The sequence below is a fragment of the Umezakia ovalisporum Ak1311 genome, assembly GCF_029891685.1.
In the GTDB taxonomy this organism is placed as follows: Bacteria; Cyanobacteriota; Cyanobacteriia; order Cyanobacteriales; family Nostocaceae; genus Umezakia; species Umezakia ovalisporum.
The window spans coordinates 1-15,707 of the sequence record NZ_JANQDJ010000086.1 but is presented as its reverse complement, the minus strand read 5'-3'; the positions used below and the strand labels follow the sequence as shown (position 1 = coordinate 15,707).

The 15,707-nt window shown below is 39.0% G+C and carries 5 protein-coding genes and 1 pseudogene; all 6 read right to left on the bottom strand.

Translation table 11 applies throughout. The annotated features are described in order from the left end of the window. Positions 1–266 precede the first annotated feature (266 nt). Complete coding sequence (locus NWP25_RS16870) at positions 267–5,717, bottom strand: DEAD/DEAH box helicase (RefSeq protein ID WP_280699845.1); 5,451 nt, start codon at positions 5,715–5,717, stop codon at positions 267–269. A gap of 22 nt (positions 5,718–5,739) precedes the next feature. Next, entirely contained in the window at positions 5,740–6,162 is a 423-nt protein-coding gene (locus tag NWP25_RS16865) for a type II toxin-antitoxin system VapC family toxin (RefSeq protein WP_280652718.1), read from the bottom strand. Positions 6,163–6,166: 4 nt separating this feature from the next. Continuing rightward, positions 6,167–6,406 carry a hypothetical protein gene (locus NWP25_RS16860; protein ID WP_280652710.1) on the bottom strand — a complete coding sequence of 80 codons (240 nt, stop codon included), beginning with the start codon at positions 6,404–6,406 and terminating at the stop codon, positions 6,167–6,169. Between the two features lie 171 nt (positions 6,407–6,577). Next, positions 6,578–11,845: an Eco57I restriction-modification methylase domain-containing protein gene (locus NWP25_RS16855; protein ID WP_280699843.1), complete on the bottom strand. Its 5,268-nt coding sequence runs from the start codon at positions 11,843–11,845 to the stop codon at positions 6,578–6,580. A 64-nt stretch (positions 11,846–11,909) separates the two neighbouring features. Further along, positions 11,910–15,185, bottom strand: a complete 3,276-nt coding sequence (drmD, locus tag NWP25_RS16850) for a DISARM system SNF2-like helicase DrmD (protein WP_280699840.1) — start codon at positions 15,183–15,185, stop codon at positions 11,910–11,912. A 398-nt stretch (positions 15,186–15,583) separates the two neighbouring features. Continuing rightward, positions 15,584–15,707: pseudogene (locus NWP25_RS18865) on the bottom strand (IS982 family transposase); the annotation flags it as partial.

The following is a 15,707-nucleotide window of genomic DNA, read 5'->3' as shown; positions in this document are numbered from 1 at the left end:
GTAACATAACTGTTGTTAACAACAGTGATGGAGATAAAGTAATAAGCTTTTATCTTAAAGCTACCGGTCTTTTAAGAGAACGTAAAAGCACTCAGGAATTTATTTCCTATACACGTCACCGCGACCCGATGAGCATGGGATGGCAATTTTCTCCTGAAGATGGTCTCTATTACCCCGTGAGTTGATTATCTTGAGAGTCCCTGGGAGAACTAATTTAGCGCTATTCATCCCGGTGGGGGTGAATAGCGGGAAATTGCAAAAACCTCTCAATCAAACCATCCAGGATTGTCCCGAATTTCTCTTGCTTTTTGTTTTCCTAATAAAACTCTCGCTATACGGGAAAAGTGATTAACCATTGCTTGAATATCTGTTAAGGAAGTTACAGGAATCTCGAAGACCTCAAAATCTCGGTTGCGTAATTCCTCTCGAATTATGCGATCTCGCTGTTGTCGGTCTGGATTACCGTGTAATTGCTCACTCATTCCGTCTAAATAAATACAGATACCTTCGGATTTTTCTGTTGGATCTATATAGAAAAAGTCAGGAGTAGTCATTCCCAAAGGTTTTCCTAAATCAAGGGGATGTTGGGTAATAGGTTGGGGAAAACCTGCGCGTAACAGCATATTCTGCAAAATAGTTTCTTGATCATTTACAGGCTGTTGACTTTTATTAGTTACCACTGGTAATACAGGTGGTATATCATGAGTAAATGTTAAGTTATCACCCCAGTAATTCAGCTTTTTCGCTGCTGTGTGGCGATTTAAATGGCGGTGATAATGAGCATTACGAAATGTTTGTAAACAATCAACACAGGATGTTTTACAAGCAGATGGACATTTGGCAACTACTTCTTGAGCACCTGTAATTACATCCAACCAACGAGATATAATCTGATCAAGTAATCCTGAACCACCAGGCATGGGGTCATAGAGAAGGGCATCAACAATTTCTTTCCCTGGATGAGCAATAATTAAAATTTGCAGATCCTCTACTTCCATATCCAAAATGTTGGCTGCACCTAAGCGGATGGCTTCCACAATACTGTAAGCTATTTCTCGATTTTCACAGTTTTGTAAAGAAAGAGTATCTGCAACCACATCAGCAAAAAAGCCAGTGGGTTGTACTTCTTTTCCACATCTTGCTAAATGCTCATCTTTGAATTTTCTTATCTCTTCTTCTGAAGAAAAAGGTGAACGGCTTTGTCCGCACACTAAACAAACGGGATAACCTAAATTTTCCTTACCACTACGAACTAATTTAGCTGCACCAACATTAACTAATCTTAAATGTACACCTTGGCGTAATTGAACGGTTTTATCCTGCCAGAAATAAGCACGACCACCATTATGGCGATTTTGCTCATATCCATATAAAGACACTGGCATTTGAAAGCGATAATCCTCGTCATCACTAATCTGAGATTGATGGGGTAAATTAACATCACAGATAGGAATTGCTCGCAAAGATGCTACACCCAGTCCCACATTGCTTCCTGGGACTTGTGTACCAATTTCTACTAATGCTTCATTAGCAACATCAACTTGAAACAGTACAGGTTGCTGTTGGGGTTCTAAATGGAAAAATCGTGGGATAAAACGATTACCATTAGCGTAAATTAAGTTACCAGGGATGTATTCACGCAGGGCGATGGCACTAGGACGGGGTAATTCAAAATCAGGCATCCATCCAAAAGTTCTGGGTATTTGGGCAGTTGCAAGAACTGAACCCACATCTAAACCATATCCTGGTAAAAAACCTTCAGCCGCTAATACACTATAAGTGTTGGTATCATCATAACCTTCAGCTTCCCGCTTTTTCTGAGATTGAATACCCTTGAGTTTTTTGATGAGGCGATCGCACCGATTTTTTAAAGCCTCTTCATCTGGGTCAAGTGTTCCCTTGCATTGACGTACATCTTCTAACTGTTTCATCTCCCGCAATGCCCATTGCAGTCGTTTCCATACTCGCTGGATAACTTGACTTAATGCTGCTTGTGTGTTGGTAATATAATTGTTTAAAGTATCGTCTTTTACAACAAAAGCATCAGTTGGTGGCCAATTTTGGCTGAATATTTCCCGCACACGCTCAAATAAATATATTTGATGTTTACTAATAATTGTGTTCAAAACACTGACATCTAAGGGAGAGGTACGGACATTCCCGTTATTGTCAAACAGGTAACTTTTGACTTGGTTAGGAAAACAATACCCCAGGGTAGTAAAAATTTCCTGTCGTTCATCAGAAGTAAGATGGTTACTAGAACGCACCAATTGATTCAAAATAGTTAGCACCGCTGCATGAACGTGCTTTTCTACCATCAACGGGTTACGGAGATTAAACCCTGGTGGATATACGGAGCCTTGTAGCAATTTCAAGGGGTCATTATAGTAAGCTCGGTCATGACTAGCTTGACGAGCATAAGTTAAATTTACCGCCATGCGATGCTGACGACCAGCCCGACCAGCCCGTTGTTTATAATTGGCTGGTAAAGGCGGTACATTTCTCATTAAAACTGCATCCAGTACACCAATATTTACCCCTAATTCTAATGTGGGAGTACAGACTAAAGTATTAACCAATTCACTATCACTTTTGAACATCCGTTCTAATGTTTCTCGTTCGTCTGTGGGAACTTGGGCAGAATGTTCACGAGGACGTATCATCATAAATGGTTGGTCTAAAACCATTAAGTTATAATCGTCTGGGTCTTCTTGCTCAAATTTGATAGTTCCATTGCAACGCCAAGCCATACAACTCATTTTTGGTGTAGGACGTAAATGAACACGGCGACAGGTGTTACAGCGATAAACACCCTGATGGGGCGTTAAACGTAGTTTATCAACATCAATTTGCATCGCACCAGCACAATGAGGTAAAGCCCGCTTAGATTTACCGGTTAAAGTTACTGGTACTAATAAAGATAAATCTGCTGTTAATAATTGCCACAATTCACGATAAAAATCATTGATAATATCTTGATCAATTCCCCATTTTTTGGCTACTTGGCGGGGTAAAGTATCACCTTTATCACTTAACCATTGAATTATGCGATTAGCATCATCACTGGGGTCACGTCTCAATTTTAAACCTTTAGGAATACCCGCCATTAAAGGTAAATATCCCCGCTGAATTTCCTTTTCTCCAGCTTGCCAAAGTTGAGAAAATATTTTGCCTTCTCTATCGAGTAAAATATTACTACGCCGGGTAATATCTAAAAGTGAAGCGATACCATCAACTAATTCATCTGTTTTTATGCCTAGTAAAGATGACCATTTAGCAAAAAATGGATGTTGATTAGATAAGCCGCCGTATTCAATTTTTAACCTTCCCCAAGGTTCTAAACCAATTCTTTGTTTAACACCAGCAGCAATTTCTCGTAATACTTGAATCCGCAAAAAATAACGGCGTTCTTCACTATGTCTCACCCCTTCAGCTTCTTTGCGAGCAACACGCCATACTTCTGGTATTAAAGCCCGACTTAAATCATCATCAGCTTCTAAAATATCATCAAGATGGGCAGTTAAATCACCTACAGAAACCGCACTTTGTTGGATGCGTTCATACATCAGTGACCTTAAGCGGAAACGCCGCGCATGGTCTTGCATCCAACCAGCTTGAAAAGCAGCATCTTGGCGGTTATCAGCGAACACGAGTAAGCGCTTGCGTTCGGCGTACTGTAACATATTTTGCGCCAGAACATGAACATCAGAAACAGCAGTCGCTCTCACTTCCCTAGCTGGTTCTCGATATCCACCGGGAACCCAACGTCCCAAACTTTGACAAGCAACACAACTAGAAAGTCGTCCAGGGGTTTTATCTTTTTGTCTAACCGCAAGTAAGGGAACTAACTTACCTTTGCGACCGCAGTTATAACAGCGATTAGCAGCATCTGAGTGCAAAGTACCACAGTAACGGCACAGGTGTAAAGGAACAGTAGATTTAGGATGGTTATCATCAAGTTCCTCCCTTTCTTCTTCATTGGTAATTAAACGGTCAAGTAAAACAACTCGCTTTCCCCCGTTTTCTTCTGCTAGGGGTGGCCAGATGACTTGGTTATTACCAACAGCTTGGCCTCCACCGGGGAACTTACCAAAAAAGCTAAAATCAGCTACGTGATGATTAAAGTAATGTTGACCGCAAGTAGTACAGGTCATCACGGGGAGACGATATAACTCATCACTATCTTTATCATTGGTAGCATCTTCAGCAGAAAGCCATAATTTAGGTGATGGGTAATTGGTGGATTTTGACTTCTCCCTTACTCCCCCCTCCCTCCCTACAGGGAAAGTTACCACCGCACCACTAACTCCACGCACAAAACCATGCACTACAGGACGCAATAAAGGACGGTTTTCTTTACGCGCAGATGCACCTAATGCTAACCAACATAATATTTCTGACTCTGAAACTTTACGTTCTACACGGCGCTCTAAATCGGCAATAAACTCTGTTAAAAGTCGCGGGTTTCGTAAACAGGAAGCCATTTGAAAGACAAGTTCATTACTAGCTAATTGTTGATATAATTCTTCTTCCCAATTAGCACAGTTAATCACTTGATTTGTCATGGCTCCATAAGCTATTTTGATTAGTTCACCTGGTTGCTTTTTGTCGCTTAAAGCATCTAAAATGTTTTTGAGACAAACAGCAGGATTACCAGGAAGTGGTGGAGAAGTTTGGCGGGAGTTAGCCCACAAATTAGGTTCATATTTTTCTGTCACCATTTCTACGTTATCTTGAGATACACCAAAGAAGCGAGCCGCAAATTCTGCTCCGGCGTTAGAACCAGGTTCTGGGTCTACAATAGTGGCTGAGGTAGCTATACAAGTGGTGTCTGTGGTGTTTTTACCACAAAATGCCCGTAACCGCCGAATTAAACAGGCGGTTTCTGCTCCGGTTGCTCCTGTAAAAGTATGTGCTTCATCAAATACTAAATATTCTAATTTTACATCATTAAATAATTGAACATCTTTTTGTCGAGTTAATAATAATTCTAATTGATTAATATTGGTTAAGAGAATGCGGGGTTGTTTACCTTGAGTCCGCATTTCTGCCCGTGATATTCTTTCTTCAGGTGGATAAATTGCATAGTTTTGTTTTTCATTTTTAGCCTTTTTTACTTCTTCTTCATAGTCTTTTTTAGAAGCACCTGGTTTGAGTTGTTTACCAGGAGCATCGGCGGTATTTTCTGGTGTTTTACCAACATACATCCCAAAGCTGATACCGCTACCTGCAAGCAGTTCCCGTAAACGTCCAAGTTGATCTTCTGCTAAGGCGTTCATGGGATAAACAATAACTGCTACTATACCTTCTGGTGCGTTTTCATCTCGCAGTTGTAGACAACGGCTAATAATAGGATAAAGAAAACATTCGGTTTTACCTGAACCTGTACCTGTGGAAACTATTGTTGTTTTTTTAGATGTAATTGCTTTAATTGCTAATTCTTGATGATAATAAACGTTTTGATAGGGAGCAATATTTTTTAAATGGGGATGTAATATATTTTGGGAAATTAAATCATCAATTTTTTCACCTTGACGAAAACTGCGGTTTAGACTGATATAGGGACCTTGAAATAATGGGGTTGCGCGGGTTTCTTCTAGGTTGAGAAGGGTACGCATTTGTTGGTAGAGGTTGCTATCAGCAAAGGGGTAGGTGGTAAGTTGATAGCGCAGAAAGTCACTAATTACTTTTTCGGTGTAAAGGATGGGGTTGAGCATGGTTTAAGTGGGGGAGGTGATTTTATTTGGGTTCAATAACTTCTATTTCTGTACACCAAATAAAGTCATTAACGTTAAATGTGTAAATTCTATTAATCCGGTTTGCTAACATAATGGCAATATGAATTAAATCAAAAATTTGACCGTCTTTAACTGGTCTTTCTTCTAATAATTTGAGCCATATCTCATGTATATTACTTGGTGTGGGTAGTAGTTTGATATGGCGCATTTGGCAAATTCTATTAATCCGAATAATTGCTTCTTGAGGTTCGAGAGGTGTAGCTAAAATTGATGTATTAGTAACATAAGAATAAAATTCAGCTAAAATTTGAGATGATAGACAAAGAATTTCTCTATCACTAGGTCTAAATACTTCTAATGCTGCTCGATTTTGTGGGGACTTGGTGTTAACAACATAAGCTAAAACATTAGTGTCAAGATAAATTAGTTTAGGCTCTTTGACGATAAAGCATACTACGGTTAAAAGTTGTTAAAATTTCACTGCTAAAAAACAAGTCATTGAGATTAATTTCTAAATTATTTTCTGCTTCCTCAGCTTGAGTTATTTGTGTTTCTGTAAGATTCTGCATCTGGTCTAATTGATTTTTAGCTTTAAAAGCTGCAATTATAGTTTTGATTTGTTCAATTTGTTCTGGTGTTAATCCTGTGAGGTTGAGTGTTTGAGTCATATCATTTAATTAGGATATTTCATCTGTTTTAATTATAATAGATGATTCGGATAAATTGGTAGTTAAGCCACAGCGCAACCAAATAAATATTATTTACTTGATGATGTTCGGTTTCACTTTATTCAACCCAACCTAAATTAGTTAATGTTTGTTTTATTTATGTAAAATTAACTACTTTTTTGACTGTTTCCGTTTTGCTTTATTCTCTACAACATTACCAAATAAATCCACTGGTAAAGGATTACCAAATAAATCAGTAGGTGGTTGATAGTTGGGGTCACTGGGTAATAGTGTTGTAGTGGGTGGGGTATCTGTTGGGGGTGGTTGGGGAAGTTGTAATAATTTTCGCAGGTTCTCGGCGTGTTTTTCGCATTCTTGCCAAGATTCTTCAATTGTACCTTCTAGTTGCCAAGGTAAATATCTTTCTCCTAGTCTTGCTGCTACTGGTTGCGGTTCTTGGGCGCGGTGATCTTGACCTAATTCATAATCTGCTAATCTTAATGTATCCGGTAACATCCACCCTTCTCCGTCGTTCAGGTTGAGGAATGCTTCTAGTCCGATTTTTTTGAGTTCGTGAAATGCGACTAGGGATAAAACTGTGTGACGCAGTTCAGGGTCTTTTTCTTTATCTACTCTCCAAAATCCTTTGGGGTCAAGGGTACGATAAAAATCACTATTATTTAATATATGTTTAGGTTGATCGCAGTTATAAAGTATCCAAGCAAAATCACCTATACTTAAACCGTAAAGTTCTGCAATAACTGCATCAATAATACAACGTATTCTCAATCTTTGATGGTATGTAATAGCCCATAAAGATTTATAATTGTTTTCTGGTATTCTAATAAAAGTTTTGGATAGCCTTAACCATTCAGAAGAAAATCGCGTGCTTATCCAATTAAGTTTAGCAACAAATAATGATATGATCTTAAATTTTAATATTACATCAGATCGTATTAGTGGAGTTTCTTCAATTACAAAATGATTTAAGTTTATCCCACCCAATTTACATCTTAAAGAAAAATCATAAGTAATACTATTCAATATACTGATTAAAGCAACATTTTTACTATCACTTTTTAGCGGTTGTAATACTGGAGTGGCATTTCCGCAAGGAAAATCATTCAGATTTGAAGTAACCATTGAACGTGCATTAGTAGATGAACCGATAGCTAAAAAACTTATTTTTAGTCCTTTCAAAGCTTCTGAATTGATAAAATCTTTTTTTGACATCAAATATTGAGGTTCAACAATTTTATTTTCAAAAGGAATATCACGCCAAACTGCGGTTCTACCTTTACCACTGACCCAACCTTTTTGACTAAAATCAAACTGTCCTATCATTCTTCCTTCATATAAAGGTAAAGCTACATCTTCAACATCATTAACATGAATGGCATTTTTACCATCAACGGATAAAATTAAACCTTGTGGACGGTTTAAAATTGCAGCGTCACCATCATAATTTTGCCAGTTACCTTTTAACCAATGACCATATTCATCAGGACAATAACCTTTAGCTTCCCACTGGTGACGGGGTGGAAATAATTTAGAATCATTGGTCATGTGAAATTCTGTAGCATATTTTATTCCCCACCCTTGAGGACTATCATCACCCAGTAAAACACCATGGGAGTAAATCTTTTCTAAAACTTGCAAATCTCGCTGAGAACGAATTTCTAAAATAGCTTTTGATTTGGGACTAAATTGTTCTACACGGTGACGGGGATAAAACAAAACGTGCTTTTCTGCTTCTTCCCAAGTGGTCAGAGAACGCTGCATAAAGGTGGCTTTAATTTCTGCCGTTTCTCCTCCTTTGACAATAATCACAGGACAGAATTTAAAGGAACGATGAATATTAAAAATACCGTCCCGATTTTCAAAACCAAATAACCATTCCCATTGACAATTACTCAAAAACTGACTTCTTAAATCAGTTGCACCTTTATCAGTATAAATTCCCGAAGGTACAATCATTCCCATTCTGCCTTTATCTCTTAACAAAGCTAAAGACAACTCCAAAAACATTTTATAAGTATTAATATCTGCTGAACCTTGATATTGAAAAGGGTGCTTTCCTTCTGTATAACTGCGACGCTGATGACGTTGAGAACGCCAATAATGATGTAAATTCTTATTTTCAACTTTAGATTTAGATAAACTAAATTTATCCCCTCCTTCCTTTTCATCACCAAAGGGAAAAGCTACATATTTATTCCAATTAGATAAAGCTTTGAGACGGTCACAATATTTCAACCAATTTTGCTCAATTTTGGGGTCTTGGTGAAAATATGCCAATTGTTTATTTAAAGCTTCTTGTTTACCATAAGCCCGATACAATGGGTCAACATTAGAGAAAAATTCTTGAGAATTTGGTTTTTGAATCTCCCAAGGAGGATTACCAATAATCCCATGAAACCCACTATTAGCAGTTGCAAATACATCAGGAAATTCTAATTCCCAATGAAAAAACTGATATTCACTAGCTAATCTTGTAATAATTACCTTTGTTTCTGCTGGTGGGTTAAAGAATTTTCCCGGTGTTGGTGCGCTATCAATATGTTCTCCTGGCCAAAACCACACCGCACACCAAGTGTCAAATGCCAATTTTAACCGACGGATAGCATCACTATTTTCTATTAAATCTCGATATTTTGTTTCTTTTTCTTCTGTATCATAAACTGGAACATTATGTAATTCCTCAAAAATACTTAGGGCTTCATCATGAATATTTTCTGGTAATTTTGGTAAATCAAAATTAGGATAGGTCAATTGTTTCTTACTGGGGTCTAATGTTTCTAATAAATTTTTTAATTCTGCTTTAACAATATCGTTTTTAGTATCTTTAATTGCTTGTGTCCACTTATCGCCAGATTTTTTGATCTGACCTTTTTTCTTATCTACATATTCACGGAAGTGATGGACAAAACCTTGATGGTTTTTATCTCCTGCTTCTCGTTCCCAAGCCATAGCAGGGTAATCTTGAAACCGGTCAAACCAACAACCTACTAAAGCATTACCGCATTTTACTTTATGGTCAAGGAAACTAAATGGTAAGTTTCTATCCATTGTTTCTACCCACAAAGATAATCTCGCTAATTCCACCGCTAAGGGGTTAATTTCTACCCCATAAATACAGCGTTCTACTACATAGCGTTTTAATTTAGCACGAATATAGTTTTCTGCTTTTTCGACTGTGACAGGTAAATCTTTTACACAGTCTTTAAACCATTCAGGGCGAACATCTTCAGATAAAATCACCTGAATTTTTTCATTATTTTCATGTTCACCTAACCACCGATGATAAAATAGACTTTTCCAAAGTCCGTCAGCAATAAAGCGCAAAGCAGCAATTAAAAAGGAAGCCGAACCACAAGCGGGATCACAAATCTTTAAAGATAAAATTTCCTCCGGTTCTCTAGGTATCCACTCATCTAACCCCAACCCCTTGTTTACCACGGAAGAGGAGGAAGATTCAAAATCTATATCAATGTTATTAAGAGGTTCAGCGACAGAAGAAAGGGACATTGATAAAGCAGAAACACCCTCACAATCATCAACTTCCCCTACCTCCCCCACTCCCACATATACCAAAGGTAAAAGTGTCCTCCAAGCAGTAGGTACTGCTAATTGTGGGCGAGTATAGAATGTGCCTGAACCTTTGCGAGTACCTCCCCACCGCACTAGAAACCATTCCCCTGGTAAGATAATTCGAGCAATTAAATTTCCTGCGGCTTTAATAACGTTTTTTTCATATTCAGCTACAGCTTCGGCTTTTTTACTTTTGGCTTTAGCAACTAATTTACCTGCTTTAACTGCACGTTCACCCCAGCGATAAGCACGTTGACGTAACTGCTGCGCTGTATCAGTTTCTTGAGAAACTGTTTCTATTTCTTCATCTTCTGGAATCTCATCAGTAGGGTCTGTGTTATTTTCTTGTGCTGTATTTTCCTCAAGGTCTTCACCAGTTTCTTCGTCATCTTCACCGGATGCTGACTGGTTTTTCTGTTTGAGCTTTTCTACTAATACAGCTAAAGCTTTATCATCCATTGCTTCTAACCGTGTCAAAGGTAACGCTGGTTGATTACCCAAATTCAGGAATAATATGGGTTCATCTTCTCCAGCGCGACGCAATTCAAAATCTAGTAATCCTTCATACAGAATACCGATATACTCTGAGGAAAGGTCGGAAAAATCAACGGGTGCTTCTACCCAAGTGCTGCTACGACCTTGACGGATTTTAACTTTACTACGACACAGTAATTCTAAAATCCGATAAACTGCTGCATCAGATGGGGTATGACTGGGATTTTCAAATGCTGCCAAGGCACGTACAATAGAATCCTTAGCGTCTGTATCCCCTGGTGTAAACAGTCCCCCACCATAACGGGGTATGGGTAATTCTGGGTGAGGGCAACCGACATAGACTAACCGGAACAGGGATAGTAACCGTGGCCATGCATTGTAAGTATTTCTGAGGCGTTCTCCAGCTTTTCCCCCAGAAAGACGTTCTAATTGTTCTCGTAAACCGCTAATACTATAGGAACTATAATAAACTTGATTAGTGCGGTCTAATAAATCACGGGCTTCTGCAAACAAAATCACGACACAACGCATAATCAGTCGCGTAGCTGCAATATAAATATCCCGACGAGATATAGGATTTTCTGTGACTAATTCTAAAGGTACAATGGCTGGAGATGATTCTTTGATTAGTAATTCTACTGCTTTTCTGACTCGTTCCCCCAAAACATCGGATAATTCCGCCTGACCTTGGCGTGATGCTTGAATAGCTGCAATGAGAAAACTGGGTGTATCAGGTTTTTCTGATTGTAATGATTTTTTCCCCAATAGCGATCTCAATGCTTGGACTTGTAACCCCGGTTTACCTTCGGTAAACCACAGGTCAATATCCCACTCACACCAAGCGTCATAATCAGTACCAGCATGAATCAACCGCCATTGTCTACCATTCGTTAACAAGGCAATTTTTTGATTAGCTTTCCGTAACCACTCCACCACACGAGTAACAGAACGCCGTCCCCGTCCTACACCCAAACGAGAAACAATTTCTTCGGGTACAAACACAGGTAACACTGTCCCGTTTGGATCTTGCCATATTCGACGGGGTTTGATAATTTCCCCCGTAATGGCTTTTTGTGACCAATGACTATCTATAGCACTGGCTTTAGTCCACCAGTCTGGTACAAGTTCTAATATATCTTCTAAAACAGTATTTAGTAGTTTATTAATATGCTCTTGTTCCCCATTACGAAATCGGGTAACATCTCGCCGTAAACGGTCTTCTAAATAAATAGGTAATGGTTCAATATCTTCAATAAAAAATTCTGCTAATTTAGCAGGAGAAATTAACAGCCCTCCATGTTTGAGAGAACTCCACCAGCCATAATGGTCAATAAGTTGTTGAGTATTAATCATTGGTAATTAGTAATTGGTAATTGTAGGTTTGGTTTCACTTTGTTCAACCCAAAATTTTCGTGCCTCAAACCCCAATACTTTGTTGTAATCTAATTTCCACAGTTACAGGAAAAACACGAGCTGTATCCCGTAAACTGTACTTTTTGGGTAAGATATTTTTAATTACTCGCTCCTGTTCACGTTGTAATAAATCTAGTAGTTCTTGATAATGTTTAAGGCGAAATTCTAGTTCTTGATTTAAATCTCTTAAACGTTCTTCCTGTTGTCTTCTGTCTGTGTATAACAGTGAAAGTTGTTGCATCTCATTTAATAATTTATCTCTTTCTTTTTTAATCTTCTCAATACTGTCTTCTTGCATAGCTTTTTGAACTTCTCTAATGCGGGTTTTAAACCTTTCTTTTTCTTCTTTTAATGCCAAATCTCCTCTTGATTTCAGTTGGTCTTGTAACTGTTGGGTTAAATCTACTGCTAAGGTTTGCAACAGTTCTTTAACATCTAATGAAATTTCATCCCATAAACCTCGCGCTTGTTGAATATCTTCTGAATTTGGTTCTTGAGAAAATGCTTTATCTGCAATAGGTGGAACATGAGGTAATTCTTTTCCTAATTCATTATTTTTAATAGGAAATCTTAATGTTCTTACCCAATGATGAAACGGTTCTCTGAGTTCATTTACACCTAGTTCTTCTACTGTTAGCAATAACAAAGCATCCACTTGTGGGGGGATTTCTCCATAACGTAATATCCAACGACTAACAGCGAGATTTCCCATCCCCCCTGGAAATCTCGCTCTAGCAAACATTGCTAAAGCTTGGTGAAATAATGGATGTCCTAAGTGTAATAATGTTGTATCTTTGGCTGGACGAAATACGCGACGACCATTACGAGTTTCAATAAAATGTTGGGGACTAAAAACTAAGGCTGGTAATGCTCCACGATCACCGTTATTGGTTTCTAAACGCAAATGGTCGTCAATTAAAGATTCCCATCTAGGAGGAATGGGTATTCGCAACTGTAACCGTCCTTGAGTATCTGGACCTTCAAATCTTGGTATTCCCACACCTAACCCTAAAGCAATTTCTAAGGTGTTTTTTAAAGTCTCCGGTGTCAGGTCAATTTCTTGCTCAAACTGTTTTAGTGCATGACTTTGTGCAATACCTGTTTGTTGTTCAAAAGCACGAGGAATTTCAGTACGTCCTTGACGTTTTGCGACTGCTTCATCTAGACCCTGTAAGACTCTAGTGGTCTCTTCTAAATCGGTAAATCTCCGTTGAAAAGCAGCATCAAAAACTTCTCCCATTGCACCAAGTTCTTCACGGATGGTATTGACTTTAGTAACAACTTGTGCAAGGAACTTCAGGTCAGCATTATCTTCACTAGTAAAGTGAAATACAATCACATCCCTAGCCTGACCATGACGGTCTAAGCGTCCATTTCTTTGGTCTAACCGCGCAGGATTCCAAGGGATATCGTAATGTAAAACTAAATGGGCGGTTTCTTGTAGGTTTAAACCCTCTGATGCTGCATCAGTAGCAACCAAAACGCGAACTGGGTCATCAGGATTATTGAAGGCTTGTTTAATTTCATCCCGTTCCTTGTCACTCATACCACCAAACAAAACTTTGATTGCTTCTGGGTCTTGTTTGAAGGTTTCTTTGAGACGACGCTCTAAGTAGTCTAAGGTCGTCTTATATTCCGTAAAAATAACTAGGCGGTTTTCTTTGACCCATTCTTTCCCATTCCGCAAATATTGTTTAATTACCTTAAGTAAACGTTCGGAACGTTCATCTACTTCTGGGTAAGGTAAATCACCAGCTTGGGGAATAAGTCCCAGTTCCTCTAAAGCCAAGTCAACAGCGGTTATTTCTTGTTTTAAGGTGGAAGCGAAAGATTTAAACCAAGCCCCTGTGGTTTTGGCTGCGTGTTGCAAACGGCCTTCTGTTTCTCGGTCGTCATCTAAATCTTCTAAAGTAGCACGACGGGCGGCTTGTACTTCTACTAATTCGGCTGATTCTTGTTGAGCAATACCATCCTTAAACCGATACCAGGACTGGGCGAAGGTATAAGGACAGGATAAAAGTCGCTTATTAAGGACTTCAACGGCGAAAAATGCGGCTATTTGTTCGCTTTTGCGAGAGGCGGCTATGGCTGATTTGATACCAGCACGAAATTCACCAAATGCTGCGGAAAGTCGTTTCTCTAGGGGACTGAAATAAAGGGGTATGGGTTCAGGAATGCGATCGCAAAATCTTGGTATCTGTGCTGCTTGTTCATCTAATTGATTAATCTCCCGTTTCAGTCGTCGGATAACAACCTCGGAAATACGTCGTTTCACATCTTCGGTAAATTCGCTGGTTTGAGTAAACCGCACTGGGTCTAGTTGTTCCAAAAGTCCCGAAAAACAGCGAGTATGACCATTGTGAGGAGTGGCGGTCAGAAATAACTTATGCTCAAACCAAGGGGAAATTGACCGCAACATTTGTGATAAATCACTGTCATCACCAAAATTCGAGGGCATGAGGTTATGCGCCTCATCCACAATTAATAAATCCCAAGGTAGTTGGGCTGATGTTTCTGGCTGACTACAAGCAGCACGAAACTGCTCTAGTACATCTGGTTGCCGTAAATAATGGTAAGAGGTGATAATCCGGGCGTAAGTCCGCCAAGGGTTGGCATCTAGTCCCAACCGCTTTTGTAAAGCATGGGTTTCACTGCGGTCTATCACGTCAAATGTCAGTGCAAACTTGGTTTTTATCTCTTTTTGCCACTGTTTACGAAGAGCAGCAGGACAAAGGATTAATACTCGTCTGATACGTCGGCGCAACAGCAATTCTGTTAAAATTAGTCCAGCTTCAACGGTTTTCCCCAACCCAACATCATCTGCCAACAGCAGGGAAATACGAGGCATCTGTAAAGCCTTCAGCAGTGGTACTAGTTGGAAGTCCTCAACTTGTATAGCCCCAAAAAAAGGGGAAGCAATGGGAAGATGGGGTTGTAAAGTTGTACGTTCAGGATTGAGAAATGGCGAAAGTGCCGTCCAACGTGCTGCCCTTTGTAAAGCATCAAATTCAGATGCTATCATCGGCGCTTGATTTGCTACTTGTGGTAAAGCTGTTGGTTCTAGAAGGGTGGCGTTTATTTCTCTCTCCCAAATAATAGTATCCTCAGCAATACCATCTGAGTCAGTATATTCCAATCGCACAAGGTGCAATCTTCCTTCACTTGCTCCATCAAAAGGTTCCACAGCAGCAACTAACGCTCTGCGATTGCGTATGGTAGCAAGCATTCCTACTTGCGGATTAATTGATTCTTGATTTGACTTAGGAATGCTTCTTACCATAGTTTTTTTAGGTTCGGTTCGATAGTATACTTAGCTGTCAATTTACTTTCTCACTTAAGTAATAAAAATTCCGATATCGCAAAATTACTTAGTATTTTTTTGCTTTAGTTCAAGTAATGTCACTCTAAATATTGATATCCAGCATTATACAACCCGCTGGAAGAATGATATTCCATTCAATCTTGGCGACTTCTTTGGTATGGGTCTTGGCTGGGAAAGCTTCCAGAACAGGGATTTTGCCCTGGTGGAACCTTTATTAATTTCTCTCCCTCCCCATTACCCTAAAAAAATAAATTTATTTATTGTCAAAAAGCTAAAAAGTCAAAAAGCTAAATTTAGCTTTTTGGCTTTTACTAAAATTAATGGTATTTTAAAAACTAACTTACGCCTAATGTGAATTAAATAGGTTGAGACTGGAAAGTGAGAACATTAATACCAAAACGGCGACGAAGCAAAAGACGTAGAGTGTGAGAGGCAATTTTAGCCGCAATATGGACACAAAAGCCGTCAACAGTTTTGTTG

What these genes read in the sequence shown, in the direction of transcription:
- drmD (WP_280699840.1), bottom strand. Translation starts at nt 15,185, where the DNA reads ATGGTAAGAAGCATTCCTAAGTCAAATCAAGAATCAATTAATCCGCAA.
- NWP25_RS16855 (WP_280699843.1), bottom strand. Translation starts at nt 11,845, where the DNA reads ATGATTAATACTCAACAACTTATTGACCATTATGGCTGGTGGAGTTCT.
- NWP25_RS16860 (WP_280652710.1), bottom strand. Translation starts at nt 6,406, where the DNA reads ATGACTCAAACACTCAACCTCACAGGATTAACACCAGAACAAATTGAA.
- NWP25_RS16870 (WP_280699845.1), bottom strand. Translation starts at nt 5,717, where the DNA reads ATGCTCAACCCCATCCTTTACACCGAAAAAGTAATTAGTGACTTTCTG.